At 72.2% G+C, this 18385-nt stretch carries 15 protein-coding genes; 7 read left to right on the forward strand and 8 right to left on the reverse strand.

All coding sequences use genetic code 11. The features are described from left to right. Positions 1-123: 123 nt before the first annotated feature. Genes ACWGDE_RS21670 through ACWGDE_RS21695 form a run of 6 tightly spaced genes read right to left on the reverse strand, consistent with a single transcriptional unit; the run spans position 124 to position 5764 of the window. The gene (locus ACWGDE_RS21670; RefSeq protein ID WP_453390633.1) at positions 124-297 is read right to left on the reverse strand and encodes a hypothetical protein; all 174 of its coding nucleotides are present in this window, start codon (positions 295-297) and stop codon (positions 124-126) included. A gap of 60 nt (positions 298-357) precedes the next feature. Beyond that, on the reverse strand, positions 358-1668 hold the full coding sequence (locus ACWGDE_RS21675; RefSeq protein WP_453390634.1) for a DUF58 domain-containing protein: 1311 nt from the start codon (positions 1666-1668) through the stop codon (positions 358-360). Next, positions 1668-2630 (reverse strand): AAA family ATPase, encoded by a 963-nt coding sequence (locus tag ACWGDE_RS21680; protein WP_453390635.1) that lies wholly within the window; start codon positions 2628-2630, stop codon positions 1668-1670. Before ACWGDE_RS21680 ends, ACWGDE_RS21675 begins: the two co-directional genes overlap by 1 nt. Further along, positions 2627-3862 (reverse strand): DUF4350 domain-containing protein, encoded by a 1236-nt coding sequence (locus tag ACWGDE_RS21685; protein ID WP_453390636.1) that lies wholly within the window; start codon positions 3860-3862, stop codon positions 2627-2629. Before ACWGDE_RS21685 ends, ACWGDE_RS21680 begins: the two co-directional genes overlap by 4 nt. Beyond that, positions 3859-4524 (reverse strand): DUF4129 domain-containing protein, encoded by a 666-nt coding sequence (locus ACWGDE_RS21690; protein WP_453390637.1) that lies wholly within the window; start codon positions 4522-4524, stop codon positions 3859-3861. Before ACWGDE_RS21690 ends, ACWGDE_RS21685 begins: the two co-directional genes overlap by 4 nt. Positions 4525-4531: 7 nt before the next feature. Next, positions 4532-5764, reverse strand: a complete 1233-nt coding sequence (locus ACWGDE_RS21695; RefSeq protein WP_453390638.1) for a hypothetical protein — start codon at positions 5762-5764, stop codon at positions 4532-4534. Between the two features lie 235 nt (positions 5765-5999). Here ACWGDE_RS21695 and mtrA point away from each other — a divergent pair, with 235 nt between their 5' ends. The 6 genes from mtrA to ACWGDE_RS21725 all read left to right on the forward strand — a co-directional run bounded on the left by mtrA (position 6000) and on the right by ACWGDE_RS21725 (position 13460). Next, positions 6000-6689 carry a two-component system response regulator MtrA gene (gene mtrA, locus ACWGDE_RS21700; RefSeq protein WP_189747360.1) on the forward strand — a complete coding sequence of 230 codons (690 nt, stop codon included), beginning with the start codon at positions 6000-6002 and terminating at the stop codon, positions 6687-6689. A gap of 97 nt (positions 6690-6786) precedes the next feature. Continuing rightward, positions 6787-8694, forward strand: coding sequence for an MtrAB system histidine kinase MtrB (gene mtrB / locus ACWGDE_RS21705; protein WP_453390639.1), 1908 nt, complete (start codon positions 6787-6789; stop codon positions 8692-8694). 103 nt (positions 8695-8797) lie between these two features. Then, positions 8798-10567 (forward strand): LpqB family beta-propeller domain-containing protein, encoded by a 1770-nt coding sequence (locus ACWGDE_RS21710; RefSeq protein WP_453390640.1) that lies wholly within the window; start codon positions 8798-8800, stop codon positions 10565-10567. A gap of 73 nt (positions 10568-10640) precedes the next feature. Continuing rightward, complete coding sequence (locus tag ACWGDE_RS21715) at positions 10641-11540, forward strand: ComF family protein (protein WP_453390641.1); 900 nt, start codon at positions 10641-10643, stop codon at positions 11538-11540. Between the two features lie 281 nt (positions 11541-11821). Continuing rightward, positions 11822-12517: a ribosome hibernation-promoting factor, HPF/YfiA family gene (gene hpf, locus ACWGDE_RS21720; RefSeq protein ID WP_453390642.1), complete on the forward strand. Its 696-nt coding sequence runs from the start codon at positions 11822-11824 to the stop codon at positions 12515-12517. Between the two features lie 214 nt (positions 12518-12731). Beyond that, positions 12732-13460, forward strand: a complete 729-nt coding sequence (locus ACWGDE_RS21725; protein ID WP_453390643.1) for a response regulator — start codon at positions 12732-12734, stop codon at positions 13458-13460. A gap of 21 nt (positions 13461-13481) precedes the next feature. Here ACWGDE_RS21725 and ACWGDE_RS21730 read toward each other — a convergent pair whose 3' ends face one another. Then, positions 13482-14663, reverse strand: a complete 1182-nt coding sequence (locus tag ACWGDE_RS21730; protein WP_453390644.1) for a winged helix-turn-helix domain-containing protein — start codon at positions 14661-14663, stop codon at positions 13482-13484. 65 nt (positions 14664-14728) lie between these two features. Continuing rightward, positions 14729-15328: a GNAT family N-acetyltransferase gene (locus tag ACWGDE_RS21735; protein WP_453390645.1), complete on the reverse strand. Its 600-nt coding sequence runs from the start codon at positions 15326-15328 to the stop codon at positions 14729-14731. A 228-nt stretch (positions 15329-15556) separates the two neighbouring features. Between ACWGDE_RS21735 and secA the strand changes: the two genes are divergently transcribed. Next, positions 15557-18331: a preprotein translocase subunit SecA gene (secA, locus tag ACWGDE_RS21740; RefSeq protein WP_453390646.1), complete on the forward strand. Its 2775-nt coding sequence runs from the start codon at positions 15557-15559 to the stop codon at positions 18329-18331. Positions 18332-18385 lie beyond the last annotated feature (54 nt).

Genomic DNA, 18385 nt, shown 5'->3' on the forward strand with positions numbered 1-18385 from the left:
GGTACTGCAGGGGGGACCCTGTGGGAGAGTAGGACGCCGCCGAACAATCATTGTGGGAAAGCCCCGCACCTTATGGTGCGGGGCTTTTCTGCGTTCCGGACCCTTTTCGGGCCCGGCCAGGACCTACCAATCGGCGGGGTAGCTCTTGAGGTTGCTCGTGTCGAGGGTCCAGCGGCCGGCGGTGACGGTGTCCCCGAAGGAGTGGGGGACCGTCTCTTCCTGGTGCTCGGCCAGCTCCGAGAGTTGCTCCGCGAACTCGTGCAGGCGGCACAGCTGCTCCGGGGCGAGGTCGGCCATGGTGGTGTCCTCCTGGCGGGTGCCGCGCCCAGCGTATCCAGATCGGGACGGTTGGGACGGCTACAGGCGGCCGGCGGCTTTGAGGGCGAGGTAGGCGTCGGCCAGGGCCGGGGCCAGGGTTTCGGGGGTGGCGTCGACCACGTGGACGCCGTGGCGGGTGAGCTGCTCGGCCGTGCGGTGGCGAGCGGACTGGGACTGGGTGCCGGCGGCGGCTTCGTAGACCGCTTCGAGGGTGCCGCGGGACTTCGTCATCTCCGCCACGTGCGGGTCCGCGACCGAGGCCAGCAGGACCGTGTGGCGCTGGGTGAGCCGGGGGAGGACCGGGAGCAGGCCCTCTTCCACGGCGGCGGCGTCCAGGCTGGTCAGTAGGACCACCAGGGAGCGGCGGGGGGCGCTGCGCAGGATGGTGGAGACCAGGGTGCGGGAGTCGGTTTCGACGAGCTCCGGTTCCAGGGTGGCCATCGCGTTGACGAAGGCCGGGAGGGTGTCGGCGGCCGAGCGGGCCTGGACCTGGGCGCGGGGGCGCCGGTCGTGGGCCAGGAGGTCCACGCGGTCGCCGGCGCGGGTGGCCAGGGCCGTCAGGAGCAGGGCCGCGTCCATCGCCGAGTCCAGGCGGGGGGCGTCGCCCACGCGGCCCGCCGAAGTGCGGCCCGTGTCGAGGCAGATGAGGATGTGGCGGTCGCGTTCCGGGCGCCAGGTGCGGACGGCGACCTTGTTCTGGCGGGCGGTGGCCCGCCAGTCGATGGAACGGGTGTCGTCGCCGGGGACGTAGTCGCGCAGGCTGTCGAACTCGGTTCCCTCACCGCGCGTCAGGACGCTGGTGCGGCCGTCGAGTTCGCGCAGCCGGGCCAGGCGCGAGGGAAGGTGCTTGCGGCTGGTGAACGGGGGCAGCACGCGGACCGTCCAGGGGACGGTGTGGTTGCCCTGGCGGGCGAACAGGCCGAGCGGGCCGAACGAGCGGATCGTGACCCGGGCCGCCAGGCGGTCGCCGCGACGGGTGGGTCGCAGGCGGGTGGTCAGGCGGCGGCGTTCGCCCGGGGGGATCGTCAACGCGTGGCGCGACGCGGCGACTTCGGTGCCCGGCTCCCAGCTGCTGGGCGGCCAGGCGTCGCGGACGCGGGCGCGCAGGGGGCGGGTGGAGGGGTTCGTGATGCTCAGGTGCACCTCGGCGGACTCGCCGAGGCGCACGGAGGTGTCGCCGGAGCGGGCCAGCCGGAGCGTGCGGACGGGCGCCGCGAGGGCGTAGTCGACCGCGCAGGCCAGGGCGATGGGGGCGTTGACCGCCAGCATTCCCGTGATGCTCGGTTCGAGGATGCCGACGGGGAGGCTGCCGAGGGCCGCCAGCAGGGCGGCGCGTCCGGTGAACCCCATCAGCGCGGGACGGGGACGTGGGTGAGGATCGCGGTGATGACCGCGTCGGCCGTGACGCCCTCCATCTCGGCCTCGGGGCGCAGCTGGACGCGGTGGCGCAGGGTGGGCAGGGCGAGGGCCTTCACGTCGTCGGGGGTGACGTAGTCGCGGCCCACGAGCCAGGCCCAGGCGCGGGCGGTGGCCAGCAGTGCGGTGGCGCCGCGCGGGGACACGCCGAGGGTCAGGGAGGGGGACTCGCGGGTGGCGCGGCAGATGTCGACGACGTACGCGGCGATCTCGGGGGAGACGCTGGTGGCTTCGACGGCCTTGCGGGCGGCTTCCAGCTCGGCGGGGCCCGCGACGGGGCGGACGCCGGCGGAGTGCAGGTCGCGGGGGTTGAAGCCGGCCGCGTGGCGGGTCAGTACGCCGATCTCGTCCTCGCGGGAGGGGAGCGGCACGGTGAGCTTCAGGAGGAAGCGGTCGAGCTGGGCCTCGGGCAGGGGGTACGTGCCCTCGTACTCGACCGGGTTCATGGTCGCGGCGACGAGGAACGGCTCCGGGAGCTTGCGGGGGGTGCCGTCGACGGTGACCTGGCGCTCCTCCATCGCTTCGAGGAGGGAGGACTGGGTCTTGGGGGGCGTGCGGTTGATCTCGTCGGCGAGGAGCAGGTTGGTGAAGACCGGGCCGTTCTGGAAGGAGAACTCCGCGGTGCGGGCGTCGTAGACGAGCGAGCCCGTGACGTCGCTCGGCATCAGGTCGGGGGTGAACTGGACGCGCTTGGTGTCGAGTTCGAGGGAGGCGGCCAGCGCCCGTACGAGGAGGGTCTTCGCGACGCCGGGGACGCCTTCGAGGAGGACGTGGCCGCGGCACAGGAGGGCTACGACGAGACCGGTGACGGCGGAGTCCTGGCCGACCACGGCCTTTCCGATCTCGGTGCGGAGCGCTTCCAGGGCGGAGCGGGCGCTGTCCGTGGTGGCCGTCATGAGGTGCGGACCTCTCTTTCGAGGGCGTCGAGTTGGTCGGCGAGCGCGATGAGCGCCGCGTCGGTGTCGGGGGTGGTGCCGAAGAGCAGGGCGGCCGGGTCGGGGGCCGTGGCGGCGGGGTCGCCGGAGGTGAGGCGGGCGGAGACCGCGGGGACCAGGGACGCGGGGTCGTGGGCCCGGGAGGCCGGTACGCCGACCAGCGCGGCCAGCCGTTCGCGGGTCGCGGCGCGCAGCACGGTGGCGGCGCGGTCGCGGGCGCCGGCCTTGCGGTACAGGCGGGCGCGGCCCTCGGTGGCCTCGGAGGCGCGGATCAGGACCGGCAGGCGCTCGGTGACGAGCGGGCCGAGGCGGCGTACGCGCCAGAGGGCGGCGACGGCGGCGGCGAGGAACAGCTGGAGCAGGGCCCAGCTCCAGCCGGCGGGGATCAGGTCGAGGAAGTCCTTGTCGGCTTCCTCGGTGTCGTCCGGGCCGCTGTCCGCGAGGGACGGCAGGTACCAGACGAGGTGGGGGCGGGAGCCGAGGAGCTGGAGGGCGAGGGAGGCGTTGCCCTCCTGGGCGAGGGTCTTGTTGAGGAGGACGGTCTCGGAGCCGAGGAGGACGGTGTCGCCGCCGGGGGTGGCGGTGGGCAGTACGAGGAGCGTGGAGTGGCCGGCGCTGGGGTAGCAGCCGATGGCTCCGCGGGTGTCCGTGGAGTAGCGGAAGCCGCCGCCGGTGGCCGCGCGGCCGGCGGCGCCGGCCGCGGGGAGCGCGCAGCTGCCCGGGTCGAGGACGGTGTCCTGGGCGGTGGCGGCCCCGGCGCTGCGGGTGCGGGTGCCGGGGGCCAGGGCGGGGAGGCTGAGCTCGGTCGGGGCGAGCAGGACGGTGCGGCCGCCGGAGAGGTCGATGGCGGAGCGGATGGCGCGGAGCCTGCTCTCGCCGAGGCGGTCGGGGTCGGCGACCAGCAGGGTCGTGTCGGGCCCGGCGGCCGCGGCGGCCTCTTCGGCGGTGGTGACGACCCGGGTGGTGACTCCGCGGGACTTGAGCAGTTCGGCGACGGCCCGGCTGCCGAAGGGGTCGGCGGACCGGGGGTCGAGGTAGCCGTGCCGGGCGCCGGAGTTCAGGGCGGCCAGGGTCACGCCGGCGGCGAGCAGGACGGCGAACGCGATGAGGAATCCGCGGGCACGCGTCCACAGGACGGCGGGGCGCAGCGGCGGGGCGGCGGTGGCCTGGCCGACCGGGGCGGGCGGGGTCATGGGGTGGCGCCTGTCAGGAGCGGCTTCGTGCGGGTCAGGGCGAGGTCCAGGTCGCGCAGGGTGGCGTACATGGCCGCGTCGGCCGGGCGGGCGCCGTAGGTGACGTCGTCGAAGGTGCGGGCCGCGGCGCGCAGGGCGCCCGCGTGGGACGGGAGGGAGACCGCGGCCTCGGCCGCCGCCTCGTCGGCGGTGCGGCCGGGGCGGGGGTCGAGGAGGGTGCGTTCCTCCAGGGAGCGGACGACGGCGCGCATGCGTTCCTGGACGGCCTCGCTCCAGCGGCTTTCGGCGGCCAGTGCGTCGGCGGCCTCGCGGTGGTCCGCCGCGCTGCGGGTGCCGTCGTCGAAGAGGGCGCCCGCAGCCGCGGCGGTCCGCCGGGGGGTGCCGAGCCGCCACCACAGTGCGGTGATGACGAGGACCACGAACACGGCGATGGCCAGCAGGCCCAGGGTCCCGCCGGGGGTGGCGCCGGAGGCGTGGTCGAAGAGGTCCCCGACCCAGTCCCAGAAGCGGTCCAGCGCGCGCTGGAGCAGCCCCGGGTCGTTCTGGTGGTACACCGGCTTGGACAGCTCCTGCTTCGCCGCCTCGCGGGCCGCGTCACGGCCGATGGTGACCGGCGGTGCGTCCGACGCCGTTCGTGCGAGCAGGCCCCCCGTGCTCCTCATCCCCGCGTCAGCCTCCGGTCGGCGGCGTGGTGGTGCCGTAGTTCTCGATGCCGGCTGCCCGGGCGAGCTCCAGGTCCAGGGCCTCGCGGCGGATGCGCTGGTCGACGTAGAGCAGGACGTTGACGCCCGCCTGCATCGGCATGGTGATCGTCAGGCCGATGATCCCGCCGATCGCCACGACGATCAGGTAGCCCCAGTTGTTGCTGCCGGTGCCCTCGGAGAGGGCTTCGAGGCCGCCGCCGAACATGATCAGACCGACCAGCGTCAGCGGGAAGACGATGATCGCGGAGATGAAGCCGGTGATGAGGTTGGTGAGGAAGGTGATGCCGAAGATGCGCCACCAGGAGCCGCGGACCAGCTTCGAGGAGCGGGTGAGCGACGTGAGGACCGGCGCCTTCTCCAGCATCAGGGCGGGCGAGGCCAGCGAGTAGCGGACCCACAGCCACATGAGCAGCGGGAAGGTGACGAGAGCACCGAGGACGATGAGGGCCGTGTTCCCGGCGAGTGCGCCGGGCAGGATCAGCACGCCGGCCAGGAGGACCGAGCCGAGGGTCACGGCCAGGGTCAGGCCGAACAGCCGCGGCAGCTGGGAGCGGGAGTCGCGCCAGGCGTCCCCGACCGAGGAGCCCTGGCCGAGCACCGCGCGGCTGAAGACCATCGTGAGCAGCGCGGTGGCCACGATGCCGCCGACGAGCTGGACGAACATTTCCGCCGAGAGCACACCCATGGAGGAGCCGAGGGTGCTCAGCTGCTCGTCGAGGGTCGCGGTGTCGGACGTCTCGAGTACGACGTCGGCGAAGACGAACTTCTGGATGAGCACGATGATCAGCTGGATGGCGACGGCCACGACCAGGGTGATCGGCAGGACCGCCCGCCAGTGCTTGCGCATGGTGGCGACCGCGCCGTCGAGGATCTCGCTCATGCCCAGGGGGCGCAGCGGGATCACACCGGGCTTGAGAGCGGGGGCCTGGTTGCCCCAGTTTCCGGGGCTGCCGCCGTAGGGGGCCTGCTGCCCACCGCCGTACGAGCCCCAGCCCGCGCCCTGCTGCGGCGGCGCGGGCGGCTGCTGCGGGGACGGCGGGGTCGGGCCCGGGGTCGGGCTCGACCACTGGCCCGGCGGGGGCTGCTCGGCGGACCACTTCGGGCCGCCGGAGGCGCCGGAAGACGGCTGCGTTTCGTGGGAGCCCTCCCCTTCGGACGGGGAGGATCCGGGCGTAGCCCAGCCCGGAGAGTCGTTCATCGTCGCTCCTTCACGTGCACTGCAGGGTGCGGGGCGCATGGTCCGGCTGCCATCGTGCCATGTGACAACCTCGAACGGACCAGCCGTCCCCCGGATCGCGAGGCGTTCGCGCCTTCATTTGTCGGGTGGATCCGGGGCACACTGGGCGCCCTGATCTCCACGCAGGTCCGAGGGACGATTTCCAGCCCCTCCGGCTGTGGGACAGCTCACCGCCAGGTAACGATTAGCTAATGGGATGATGTCAACCATGAAGGGACGCGTCCTTGTCGTCGACGACGACACCGCGCTGGCCGAGATGCTCGGCATTGTGCTGCGTGGAGAAGGTTTTGAGCCGTCGTTCGTAGCGGACGGTGACAAGGCACTGGCTGCCTTCCGGGAGGCGAAGCCGGATCTCGTGCTGCTCGACCTCATGCTGCCCGGACGGGACGGCATAGAGGTGTGCAGGCTGATCCGCGCCGAGTCGGGCGTACCGATCGTCATGCTCACCGCCAAGAGCGACACCGTCGACGTGGTCGTGGGCCTGGAGTCCGGGGCCGACGACTACATCGTCAAGCCGTTCAAGCCGAAGGAGCTGGTGGCCCGCATCCGGGCCCGCCTGCGCCGTTCGGAGGAGCCGGCTCCGGAGCAGCTGGCCATCGGTGACCTGGTCATCGACGTGGCCGGGCACTCCGTCAAGCGGGACGGCGCCTCCATCGCGCTGACCCCGCTCGAGTTCGACCTGCTGGTCGCGCTCGCCCGCAAGCCCTGGCAGGTGTTCACCCGCGAGGTGCTGCTGGAGCAGGTCTGGGGCTACCGCCACGCGGCGGACACCCGCCTGGTGAACGTGCACGTCCAGCGTCTGCGCTCCAAGGTGGAGAAGGACCCGGAGCGCCCCGAGATCGTCGTGACGGTGCGCGGTGTCGGCTACAAGGCCGGACCCAGCTGACATGCAATCCGGCATGCCCCGTGGAGGCTCCCGCTGGGGGGCCCTGCGGGGCGGTCGGGCGCCCGGTCACCTAGCGGACGGAGCACCCGGCGGCCCCGTGCTGCGGCTGTGCGTACGCCTCGTACGCCGGCCGCTGCTCCCGGCTGTCCGGCTCTGGCGGCGCAACATCCAGCTGCGGGTGGTCGCCGCCACCCTGCTGATCTCGCTCGCGGTCGTCCTCGCCCTCGGGTTCGTGGTCATCGCACAGGTCAGCAAGGGGCTCCTCGACGCCAAGGAGGAGGCCGCGCAGAGCCAGGCCGCGGGAGGGTTCGCGGTCGCACAGGAGAAGGCCAATACCCCGTACACGGTGGACGGGGTGGACGCCTCCGACAACAAGGTCGGGCGCGACGCCAGTACCTGGATGAACTCGCTGGTCAAGCAGCTGGCCAGTGGTGGGCAGAGCGCCTTCGAGGTCGCGGCGCTGGGCGCCGGGACCGGAACCGGCGAAGAACAGCCACCCGGCCGCGGCGCGCTCGGCGTCCGCGGCGCCCGGGCCTCGGGCAACGTCGACCCGACCGCCAGCGTCCCGCTGGAGCTGCGCCGGGCCGTGAACCACGCCACCGGCGCCTTCAAGACGTTCTCGATGGTCCGCTACACGCCCGGGACCGGGTCCAAGGCGCCCGAGCCCGCGCTCGTCGTGGGCAAGCGGCTCACCGACATCAACGGCGACCCGTACGACCTGTACTACCTCTTCCCGCTGACCCAGGAGGAGGAGTCCCTCAACCTGGTCAAGGTCACCATCGCCACCGCCGGGCTGTTCGTCGTCGTCCTGCTCGGCGGGATCGCCTGGCTCGTCGTGCGCCAGGTCGTCACCCCCGTCCGGATGGCCGCCGGGATCGCCGAGCGGCTTTCCGCCGGGCGGCTCCAGGAGCGGATGAAGGTCACCGGCGAGGACGACATCGCCCGCTTGGGCGAAGCGTTCAACAAGATGGCCCAAAACCTCCAGAGCAAGATCCAGCAGCTGGAGGACCTCTCCCGGCTGCAGCGCCGGTTCGTCTCGGACGTCTCCCACGAGCTGCGCACCCCGCTCACGACGGTGCGCATGGCCGCGGACGTCATCCACGACGCCCGCGCCGACTTCGACCCGATCACCGCGCGCTCCGCCGAACTGCTCGCCGGACAGCTCGACCGCTTCGAGTCGCTCCTCGCCGACCTGCTGGAGATCAGCCGGTTCGACGCGGGCGCGGCCGCGCTGGAGGCGGAGCCGATCGACCTGCGGGACGTCGTGCACCGGGTCATCGACGCCGCCCAGCCGCTCGCCGAGCACAAGGCCACCCGGATCCGGATCCTCGGCGACACCCAGCCGGTGATAGCCGAGGCCGACGCCCGACGCGTGGAGCGGGTGCTGCGCAACCTCGTGGTCAACGCCGTCGAGCACGGCGAGGGCCGCGACGTGGTGGTGCGGCTCGCCTCGGCGGGCGGGGCCGTCGCCGTGGCCGTACGGGACTACGGGGTCGGGCTCAAGCCCGGCGAGGCCACCCGCGTCTTCAACCGCTTCTGGCGGGCCGACCCGGCGCGGGCGCGCACGACCGGCGGTACGGGCCTGGGCCTGTCCATCGCCGTCGAGGACGCCCGGCTGCACGGCGGCTGGCTCCAGGCGTGGGGCGAGCCGGGCGGCGGCTCGCAGTTCCGCCTGACCCTGCCGCGCACCGCCGACGAGCCGCTGCGCGGTTCGCCGATCCCGCTGGAGCCCGAGGACTCCCGGGCCAACCGGGCCAGGGCGGCCGCCGAGGGCGCGCAGCGGTCCGGGCCGTCCGGGGAGCCGCCGGCCCGTCCGGACCGGTCCCCGATACCGCCGAGATCCCCGGTGGCCGGCGCGGTGCCGGTGCCGGCCGATCCGACGGCGCTGCCCGGCAACGGGGCCCGGGTCGTGACCCGGCCGGCCGAGCAGGCCGTCGGCGGGGCGACGGGAACAGCAGACGGAGAAGGTGGAGCGGGTGGAACCGGTGGATCGCATGGGCGCTGAGACGGGCCGGTCGCGGCCCCGGTGGTCCCCGTCGCGGAAGCCGGGGACCGGGGCCGGGGGCCCGCGGCGTACGGCGCGCCGGCTCCGGGCGTACGCCCTCGGCGTGGCCGGGCTGCTGCTGGCGGGCTGCGCCTCGATGCCCGACCGCGGGGAGATCCGTCGGGTGGAGGCCTCGCAGGGCGTCGACTCCCAGGTCCGCGTGTTCGGCGTGCCGCCGGCCGACCGAGCCAGCCCGCAGGAGATCGTCGACGGCTTCCTGGAGGCCATGACCAGCGACGACCCGCAGCTGCAGACCGCCCGCAAGTACCTCACCGAGGAGGCGGCCAAGGACTGGAAGCCCGGCTCGGCGGTCACGGTGCTCTCCGCCGGCCTGGACCGGGTCTCGGTGCAGGGCGAGAAGGACCCCGCCTCGCCGCGCTTCCGGGTCACAGGCCGGACGCTGGCGACCGTGGACGAGCGCAGCGCGTACCAGCCGGAGACCAGCGACCGGCGCTACGAGGAGTTCCTCCAGCTCACGCAGGAGAACAAGCAGTGGCGGATCGCGACCCCGCCCAGGAGCCTGGTCCTGAGCGAATCCGACTTCCAGCGCATCTACATGCCGGTCAACAAGTACTACTTCGCGGGCTCCACGCTCGTGGCCGATCCGGTCTACGTGCGCCAGCGCAGCGATCCGGACTCGCGGATGGACCCCACCACCCAGACCGTCAAATCGCTGCTGGCCGGCCCCTCCAAGTGGCTCGGGCCGGTCGTCGCCTCCAGCTTCCCCACCGGTACGGAGCTGCGCGAAGGCACCAAGTCCCTTTCGTACGACGGCCAGAACACGCTGCGCGTCCCGCTGAACGACAAGGCGGACAACGCCGCGGGGCCGCAGTGCCGGAAGATGGCCACCCAACTCCTGTACACGGTCAAGGATCTGACGGGCTCCCGGGTCGACCGCGTCGAACTCGTGCGCGCCGACGGCTCCTCGCTGTGCCAGATCACCGAGGCGGACGCCTCCGCGATCGCCAACCGGCCGCTGTCGCCCGGCCACCAGTACTACGTGGACAGCGAGGACCGGCTCCAGCGGATGAACCTGGACCCCAACCGGGAGGAGCAGCAGGACCCGGTGCCGGTTCCCGGGCCGCTGTCGGGGAACCCGCCGTTCAAGGTCGGCTCCGCGGCCATCTCGTACGACGAGAAGCGCGCGGCGGTCGTCTCCGCGGACGACCACGGGCTGTACGTGGTCAGCCTGACCACCGCCGGAGCGATGCCGGCGCCGCTGCTGACCGCGAAGGGCGTCAAGCCGGCCGGGCTGACCGCGCCGAGCTGGGACGCGGCGGGCGACCTGTGGATCGCGGACCAGGACGCGCAGAACCCGACGCTGTGGCGGCTGCCCGGCGGCAACGCCCCCGCCCAGCGGGTGGAGGTGTCGGGGATGGACGGCGCCCGGATCGCCGGGCTGAAGGTCTCGCCCGACGGGGTGCGGATCGCGCTGCTGCTGCTGGAGCGGGGGAGCCGCAAGAACCTGTACATCGGGCGGATCGAGCGGCCCGAGGGCAAGGCCGACGCATCGGCGGTCTCGGTACGGGAGCTGCGGCCGGCCGCCCCGCAGCTGGCGGACGTGACGGCGATGAGCTGGGCGCCGCGCGGCCGGCTGCTGGTGGTGGGCCGCGAGAGCGGCGGGGTCGTGCAGGCCCGGTACATGCTGGCCGACGGCTCGATGGTCGGCGCCGGGCTGCCCGGGGCGACGGCGCTGGTGGCGGTCGCGGCGAGCGAGGACGAGAAGAAGCCGGTGGTGGCGTCCTCGGGCGAGGACGGGATCGTGTGGCTGCCGCCGGGGGCGCAGTGGCGCACCGTGGCGGCGGGCGGCCGCGTACCGGTCTACCCGGGCTGACCCGCGGCCGCCCCTCACCGCCGTTGTCCACAGGGGTGGCCCCGGCGCGCGCCCGCCGGGCAGGGTGGACGGCATGCGGGAGTGGTGGCGGGCGCCGGGCGGGCCGGCCGGGCTGATCGGCGAGCTGGCCGGGCTGGTGCTGCCGGTGGACTGCGCCGGGTGCGGGGCCGTGGGGTGCGTGCTGTGCGGAGCCTGCCGGTCGGCGCTCAGTGGGGCCGGGGCGGGCCCGGTACGCCTCTCTCCGCGCCCCGCGGGGCTGCCCGCGGTGTATGCCTCCGCCGTGTACGAAGGGGCCGTACGAGCCGTCCTGCTGGCGCACAAGGAGCGCGGCGGGCTCCCGCTGGCCGGAGCCCTCGGCGCGGCCCTGGCGGCGGCGGTCCGGGCGGGCGGTCAGGAAGGCGCGGGCGGGCCCGGGGAGGTGGTCCTGGTCCCGGTTCCCTCCGCGCGGCACCGGGTCCGGGCGCGCGGGCACGATCCCGCGCGCCGGATCGCGCTGGCCGCCTCGGCACGGCTGCGGCGGGCCGGTGTGCCCGCGCGCGTGGCGTCCGTACTGAGGCTGCGGCGCGCGGTGGCCGACCAGGCGGGCCTGGGGGCGCCGGCGCGCCGGGAGAACCTCGCGGGGGCCCTTCAGGCCCGGCCGGGCGCCGGGCGGGTGACGGCGGGGGCGGCCCGGATCGTGGTCGTGGACGACCTCGTGACCACGGGAGCCACGCTGGCGGAGGCCGTACGGGCGCTGCGTGCCGCGGGGATCGGCCCCGTGGGCGGGGCCGCGGTGGTGGCCGCCACGGCGGGTTCCACCGGGGTTCCTCCGTACGTCCGGGAGGCCCGGACGGGCCGGTCGGGGCCGGGCGGATCCGGTCCGCAACTCGTACAGACCAAAAAACTTGTGAATAGATTTGGAACTGGCGGGGAAGGCGCATCGTTGCAGGTAGTAAGAGGGAATAGCCACCTGAACGGAGGTACGTTCCGGTAGCGGGTGCCGACAACCGGCATAGAGGGATATGTTCGGTTGTAAGGAACTGGCGAGCCTTGGGCCCCACGCATCGGATCGCATGTCTTCGAGCGTTCGTACGTTTCGGAAACTTCGTGTCAGAGGCTGTCTCTCGACTCCGAAGTCGGTGGGGTGTAGATCTTGCCGATGGGGGAGGAGGAGGTGAAAGTCGCCAAGTCCGAGGCTTCGGTGTTCACCGGAGTCTGGTGCGAAAGGGAGACGCTTCGCCCCTGGGGCGTGGCTATCCGGGAACGGAGTTCTGCGTGGACATCGTCGTCAAGGGCCGTAAGACCGAGGTGCCCGACCGGTTCCGCAAGCACGTGGCCGAGAAGCTGAATCCGGAGCGGATCCAGAAGCTCGACGCCAAGGTGATCAGCTTGGACGTCGAGGTGTCCAAGGAGCACAACCCGCGCCAGGCCGACCGTTCCGACCGCGTGGAGATCACCCTGCGTTCGCGGGGCCCGGTGATCCGTGCCGAGGCCGCCGCCGCCGACCCGTACGCGGCGCTCGACCTCGCTCAGGACAAGCTGGAGGCCCGGCTGCGCAAGCAGCACGACAAGCGCCACACCCGTCGCGGAAGCGGACGGCTCTCGGCGGCCGAGGTCGCCGACGCGGTTCCGGACGCCGCGACCCTGAACGGCAACGGCGAGCCGGTCAACGGCGAGAAGGCGGACTCGATTCCGACCACCCGGATCGGATCACTGGAAGTGCAGGGCGAAGGCCCGCTCATCGTCCGCGAGAAGACCCACTCGGCCGCACCCATGTCGCTCGACCAGGCCCTGTACGAGATGGAACTGGTCGGCCACGACTTCTATCTGTTCGTCGACTCCGACACCAAGATGCCGAGCGTCGTCTACCGGCGCCACGGCTATGACTACGGCGTGATCCACCTGAACCCGGACGCTTCCGGCTCGGACGAGCTGGACGGCGCGGGCGCGGGCGGTGCGCTCGGCGGCTGATGCCGCGCGATACCGGATGTCCGTGCGGTGCCCCCGCGTTCGCTTCGGCGGGCGCGGGGGCACCCGTATGACGGGGTGGCCGGTTACCGTCGGCCTGTATTCGCCGGCCCCCGAATCGTCGCGCGGGCATGGAATCATGTCGGGCAGTCAGCCGTCGGCCGCTCCCGTCGGATTGACCCAGCAGCTCAGCACATGCGGTGCAGGGGGAGGAACGATGGCGGACAGCTTCGGGCCGGTGCGCGATGACGACGGTGCGGGCTGCCGTGAGGAGGACCGGGCGACAGAGCCGATCCGGGTGCTCGTGGTGGACGACCACGCGCTGTTCCGGCGCGGGCTGGAGATCGTCCTGGCGCAGGAGGAGGACATCCAGGTCGTCGGCGAGGCCGGGGACGGTGCGGAGGCCGTGGACAAGGCCGCGGACCTGCTGCCGGACATCGTTCTGATGGACGTACGGATGCCCAGGCGCGGCGGGATCGAGGCGTGCACCTCGATCAAGGAGGTGGCCCCCTCCGCGAAGATCATCATGCTGACGATCAGCGACGAGGAGGCGGACCTCTACGACGCGATCAAGGCGGGAGCCACCGGGTACCTCCTGAAGGAGATCTCGACGGACGAGGTCGCCACGGCGATCCGGGCGGTGGCCGACGGGCAGTCGCAGATCAGCCCGTCGATGGCGTCGAAGCTCCTGACGGAGTTCAAGTCGATGATCCAGCGGACGGACGAGCGGCGGCTGGTGCCGGCGCCGAGGCTCACGGACCGGGAGCTGGAGGTCCTGAAGCTGGTGGCGACGGGGATGAACAACCGCGACATCGCGAAGGAACTGTTCATCTCCGAGAACACCGTGAAGAACCACGTGCGCAACATCCTGGAGAAGCTGCAGCTGCACTCCCGGATGGAGGCCGTGGTGTACGCGATGCGGGAGAAGATCCTCGAGATCCGCTAGGGCGGGCGGGGCCGGTCCTGGTCAGAGAGCGGCCAGTTCCGCCCTCACCGCCGCCGCTTCGGCCGGGGTCGAGGCGCGGTCGACGCGGATGGCGTCGCAGCCGACCCACTCCGCCGCCTCGCGGAGGGCTTCGGCCATGGGGCGGGCCGCCTTGGGGGTGGTCAGCGAGAGCTGGCGGGCCACCAGGGTGCTGCCCTCGCGGCCCGGGTCGACGCGGCCCTGGAGGTGGCCGCCGGCCAGCAGGGGCATCGCGAAGTAGCCGTGGATCCGCCGGGGCTTGGGGACGTACGCCTCCAGGCGGTGCGTGAACCCGAAGATCCGCTCCGTGCGCGGGCGTTCCCAGACCAGGGAGTCGAAGGGCGAGAGCAGGGTGGTGCGGTGGCGGCCGCGCGGCACGGTGGCCAGGGCCGCCGGGTCGGCCCACGCGGGCTTGCCCCAGCCCTCCACCTCGACGGGGACCAGGCCCGAGTCCTCGACCACCGAGTCGAACTGCGCGTTGCTCAGGCGGTGGTAGTCCGCGATGTCGGAGCGCGTGCCCACGCCCAGGCTCCGGCCGGCCAGGGCCACCAGCCGGCGCATGCACTCGCGGTCGTCGAGGTCGTCGTGGAGCAGCTCGTCCGGGACCGCCCGCTCGGGGAGGTCGTAGACCCGCTTCCAGCCGCGCCGCTCGGTGCAGACGACCTCGCCGATGTCGAGCAGCCACTCCACCGCGATCTTCGTCTCGGACCATTCGAACCACTCGCCGCCGTTCTTGGCGCCGCCCAGCTCGGTGGAGGTGAGCGGTCCTTCGGCGGCCAGGCGGTCCAGGACGGTCTTCGTCGAGCGGTCCTTGTCCTCCAGGACGTGCCAGCGGTGGCCGCGGGCCTTGCGGGCCCGGCGGCGGAAGGCGAAGTGCGGCCACTCCTCGATGGGCAGGATGCAGGCCGCGTGCGACCAGTACTCGAAGGCGTGGTTGTCCGACCAGTACGCGGCTTCGACGGCGGAGCGGCCGACCGCGCCCAGGCGCGCGTACGGGATGAGCTCGTGCGAGCGGGCCAGCACGGAGATCGTGTCCAGCTGGACGGCGCCGAGGTGGCGCAGGACTCCGCGTACGCCGCCCCGCCGGTCGGGCGCCCCGAGGAAGCCCTGCGCGCGCAGGGCGATGCGGCGGGCCTCGTCCGCGGAGAGGGAAACGGCGGGTGCGGGTGCGTGCGCGGCTGTCATGTCACGCACCCTAAGGCGCCCCACTGACAGCGGACACGGCCTCCCGGCCAACGGCGCCGAGCGGCTCAGGCCGGGTCGGAGGGGCCCTCGGGGGCGGGCAGGTACGGGAGGGCGGAGGGCAGGCCGAGGTCCGAGGGGAGCAGCGCGCCCACCCAGGAGTCGCGGATGGTGTCGGCGCGGTGCAGCGAGGCCCGCAGGAGCCCCTCGATGCGGAAGCCGGCCTTCTCGGCGACGGTCCGGGAGCCGGCGTTGCCGGCCTCGGCGCGCCATTCCAGGCGTACGGCGCCCAGGTCGGTGAAGGCCCAGTGGGCGACGGCGGTCACGGCCTCGGTCATGAAGCCCTGCCCGCGGTGTTCCTTGACCGCCCAGAACCCGATCTCGTACGACTTCGTCCCGAAGGACTCGTGCACGTGGACGCCGACGGCCGCGACCAGCGGGCCGCCGGGGCCGAGGCGGACGGCGAAGGAGTAACCGGTGTCGTCGCGCCAGCCGCCGGGGACCAGTTCGCTCACGAAGGCCCGGGCGTGCTCGCGCCCGTACGGGGAGGGGACCATGGTCCAGCGCTGGATGTCGGGGTCCTGGCAGGCGGCGAAGACCTCGTCCTCGTCGGACGGGCCGAAGGGGCGCAGCTGCAGCCGGGCGGTGTTCAGGGTGGTGTGCTCCATGGAGTGATTCTTGTGCTCCGCCGCACCCGGGGCGAACACTTTTCCCTTGTCCCGGCACCTTCCGTGCCCCCCGCACGTTCTCATTTCCGGGCAGTCCCGCCCCGCGGATGGTCCGGACCTCCCGGCGCGACCGCGTCCTCGCTTACGATGGCCGTTGCGGTGGGGCCCACCCTCCGTGCCCGCGCACGAATCCAGTGCCAGGCCCGACCGGCAAGGAGACAAACCTCGGTGTCCGTCTTCAACAAGCTCATGCGTGCAGGCGAAGGCAAGATCCTCAAAAAACTGCACCGCATCGCGGACCAGGTCAACTCCATCGAAGAGGACTTCGTCAACCTCTCCGACGCCGACTTGCGTGCGCTCACGGACGAGTACAAGCAGCGCTTCCAGGACGGCGAGAGCCTGGACGACCTGCTCCCCGAGGCCTTCGCGACCGTCCGCGAGGCCGCCAAGCGCGTCCTCGGCCAGCGTCATTACGACGTGCAGATCATGGGTGGCGCCGCGCTGCACCTCGGCTACGTGGCCGAGATGAAGACCGGTGAGGGCAAGACCCTCGTCGGCACGCTCCCGGCGTACCTGAACGCGCTGTCCGGCAAGGGCGTCCACCTGATCACGGTGAACGACTACCTCGCCGAGCGCGACTCCGAGCTGATGGGCCGGGTGCACAAGTTCCTCGGCCTGGAGGTCGGCTGCATCCTGGCGAACATGTCGCCGGCGCAGCGTCGCGAGCAGTACGCCGCGGACATCACCTACGGCACGAACAACGAGTTCGGCTTCGACTACCTCCGCGACAACATGGCGTGGTCCCAGGACGAGCTCGTCCAGCGCGGCCACAACTTCGCCGTGGTCGACGAGGTCGACTCGATCCTCGTCGACGAGGCCCGTACCCCGCTGATCATCTCCGGCCCGGCCGACCAGGCGACGAAGTGGTACGCGGACTTCGCGAAGCTGGTCACCCGCCTGACCAAGGGCGAGGCCGGCCAGCCGCTCAAGGGCATCGAGGAGACCGGCGACTACGAGGTCGACGAGAAGAAGCGCACCGTCGGCATCCACGAGGCCGGTGTCGCGAAGGTCGAGGACTGGCTCGGCATCGAGAACCTCTACGAGTCGGTGAACACCCCGCTCGTCGGTTACCTGAACAACGCCATCAAGGCGAAGGAACTGTTCAAGGCCGACAAGGACTACGTCGTCATCGACGGCGAAGTCATGATCGTCGACGAGCACACCGGCCGCATCCTCGCCGGCCGCCGCTACAACGAGGGCATGCACCAGGCGATCGAGGCGAAGGAAGGGGTGGACATCAAGGACGAGAACCAGACCCTCGCCACGATCACCCTCCAGAACTTCTTCCGCCTGTACTCGAAGCTGTCGGGCATGACCGGTACGGCCATGACCGAGGCCGCCGAGTTCCACCAGATCTACAAGCTCGGTGTCGTCCCGATCCCGACCAACCGGGACATGGTCCGCAAGGACCAGGCGGACCTGATCTACCGCACCGAGGTCGCGAAGTTCGCCGCCGTCGTCGACGACATCGCGGAGAAGCACGAGAAGGGCCAGCCGATCCTCGTCGGTACGACGTCGGTCGAGAAGTCCGAGTACCTCTCGCAGCAGCTCTCCAAGCGCGGCATCCCGCACGAGGTGCTGAACGCGAAGCAGCACGAGCGCGAGGCCTCGATCGTCGCCCAGGCCGGCCGCCGCGGCGCCGTCACGGTCGCCACGAACATGGCCGGCCGCGGTACCGACATCAAGCTCGGCGGCAACCCGGACGACCTCGCCGAGGCCGAGCTGCGCCAGCGCGGTCTGGACCCGGAGGAGCACATCGAGGAGTGGGCGCACGCCCTTCCCGAGGCGCTCACGCGGGCCGAGGCGGCCGTGAAGGCGGAGTTCGAGGAGGTCAAGGAGCTCGGCGGGCTGTACGTGCTGGGCACCGAGCGCCACGAGTCCCGCCGTATCGACAACCAGCTGCGCGGCCGCTCCGGCCGACAGGGCGACCCGGGCGAGTCCCGCTTCTACCTGTCGCTCGGCGACGACCTGATGCGCCTGTTCAAGGCCCAGATGGTCGAGCGCGTCATGTCGATGGCGAACGTGCCGGACGACGTGCCGATCGAGAACAAGATGGTCACGCGGGCCATCGCGTCGGCCCAGTCGCAGGTCGAGACCCAGAACTTCGAGACGCGCAAGAACGTCCTGAAGTACGACGAGGTCCTGAACAACCAGCGCACGGTCATCTACGCCGAGCGCCGCCGGGTCCTGGAGGGCGAAGACCTCCAGGAGCAGATCCGGCACATGATGGACGACACGATCGACGCGTACATCACGGCCGAGACGGTCGAGGGGTTCGCGGAGGAGTGGGACCTGGACCGGCTGTGGAGCGCCTTCCGGCAGCTCTACCCGATCAAGGTCACGGTCGAGGAGCTCGAGGACGCGGCGGGCGACCGCGCGGGCATCACCGCCGAGTTCATCGCGGAGTCCGTCAAGGACGACATCCACGAGCAGTACGAGGCGCGCGAGGCGACGCTCGGCTCCGACATCATGCGCGAGCTGGAGCGGCGCGTGGTGCTGTCGGTGCTGGACCGCAAGTGGCGTGAGCACCTGTACGAGATGGACTACCTGCAGGAGGGCATCGGCCTGCGGGCGATGGCCCAGAAGGACCCGCTGGTCGAGTACCAGCGCGAGGGCTTCGACATGTTCAACGCCATGCAGGAGGGCATCAAGGAGGAGTCGGTCGGCTACCTGTTCAACCTGGAGGTCCAGGTCGAGCAGCAGGTCGAGGAGGTGCCGGTGCAGGACGCGGCCCCGTCCCTGACCAAGCCGGAGATCCGGGCGAAGGGCCTGGAGGCCCCGCAGCGTCCGGACCGGCTGCACTTCTCCGCGCCGACGGTCGACGGAGAGGGCGGCGTCGTCGAGGGCGACTTCGAGTCGGAGTCCGGTGACGACTCCGGCATGACGCGTGCGGAGCGCCGCAAGGCCGCCAAGGCCGCGGGCGGCCGCCGCCGCAAGAAGTAACCCCCGCTGCTCGCAGCGTTCCCGCCGGGGCCGGACACCACGTGGAGTCCGTAC

The organism is Streptomyces sp. NPDC054956 (assembly GCF_053609185.1).

Excerpts from the sequence above, each read along its gene's own strand:
- ACWGDE_RS21670 (WP_453390633.1), bottom strand. The coding sequence starts at position 297 with ATGGCCGACCTCGCCCCGGAGCAGCTGTGCCGCCTGCACGAGTTCGCG.
- ACWGDE_RS21675 (WP_453390634.1), bottom strand. The coding sequence starts at position 1,668 with ATGGGGTTCACCGGACGCGCCGCCCTGCTGGCGGCCCTCGGCAGCCTC.
- ACWGDE_RS21680 (WP_453390635.1), bottom strand. The coding sequence starts at position 2,630 with ATGACGGCCACCACGGACAGCGCCCGCTCCGCCCTGGAAGCGCTCCGC.
- ACWGDE_RS21685 (WP_453390636.1), bottom strand. The coding sequence starts at position 3,862 with ATGACCCCGCCCGCCCCGGTCGGCCAGGCCACCGCCGCCCCGCCGCTG.
- ACWGDE_RS21690 (WP_453390637.1), bottom strand. The coding sequence starts at position 4,524 with ATGAGGAGCACGGGGGGCCTGCTCGCACGAACGGCGTCGGACGCACCG.
- ACWGDE_RS21695 (WP_453390638.1), bottom strand. The coding sequence starts at position 5,764 with ATGAACGACTCTCCGGGCTGGGCTACGCCCGGATCCTCCCCGTCCGAA.
- mtrA (WP_189747360.1), top strand. The coding sequence starts at position 6,000 with ATGATGTCAACCATGAAGGGACGCGTCCTTGTCGTCGACGACGACACC.
- ACWGDE_RS21715 (WP_453390641.1), top strand. The coding sequence starts at position 10,641 with ATGCGGGAGTGGTGGCGGGCGCCGGGCGGGCCGGCCGGGCTGATCGGC.
- ACWGDE_RS21725 (WP_453390643.1), top strand. The coding sequence starts at position 12,732 with ATGGCGGACAGCTTCGGGCCGGTGCGCGATGACGACGGTGCGGGCTGC.
- ACWGDE_RS21730 (WP_453390644.1), bottom strand. The coding sequence starts at position 14,663 with ATGACAGCCGCGCACGCACCCGCACCCGCCGTTTCCCTCTCCGCGGAC.
- ACWGDE_RS21735 (WP_453390645.1), bottom strand. The coding sequence starts at position 15,328 with ATGGAGCACACCACCCTGAACACCGCCCGGCTGCAGCTGCGCCCCTTC.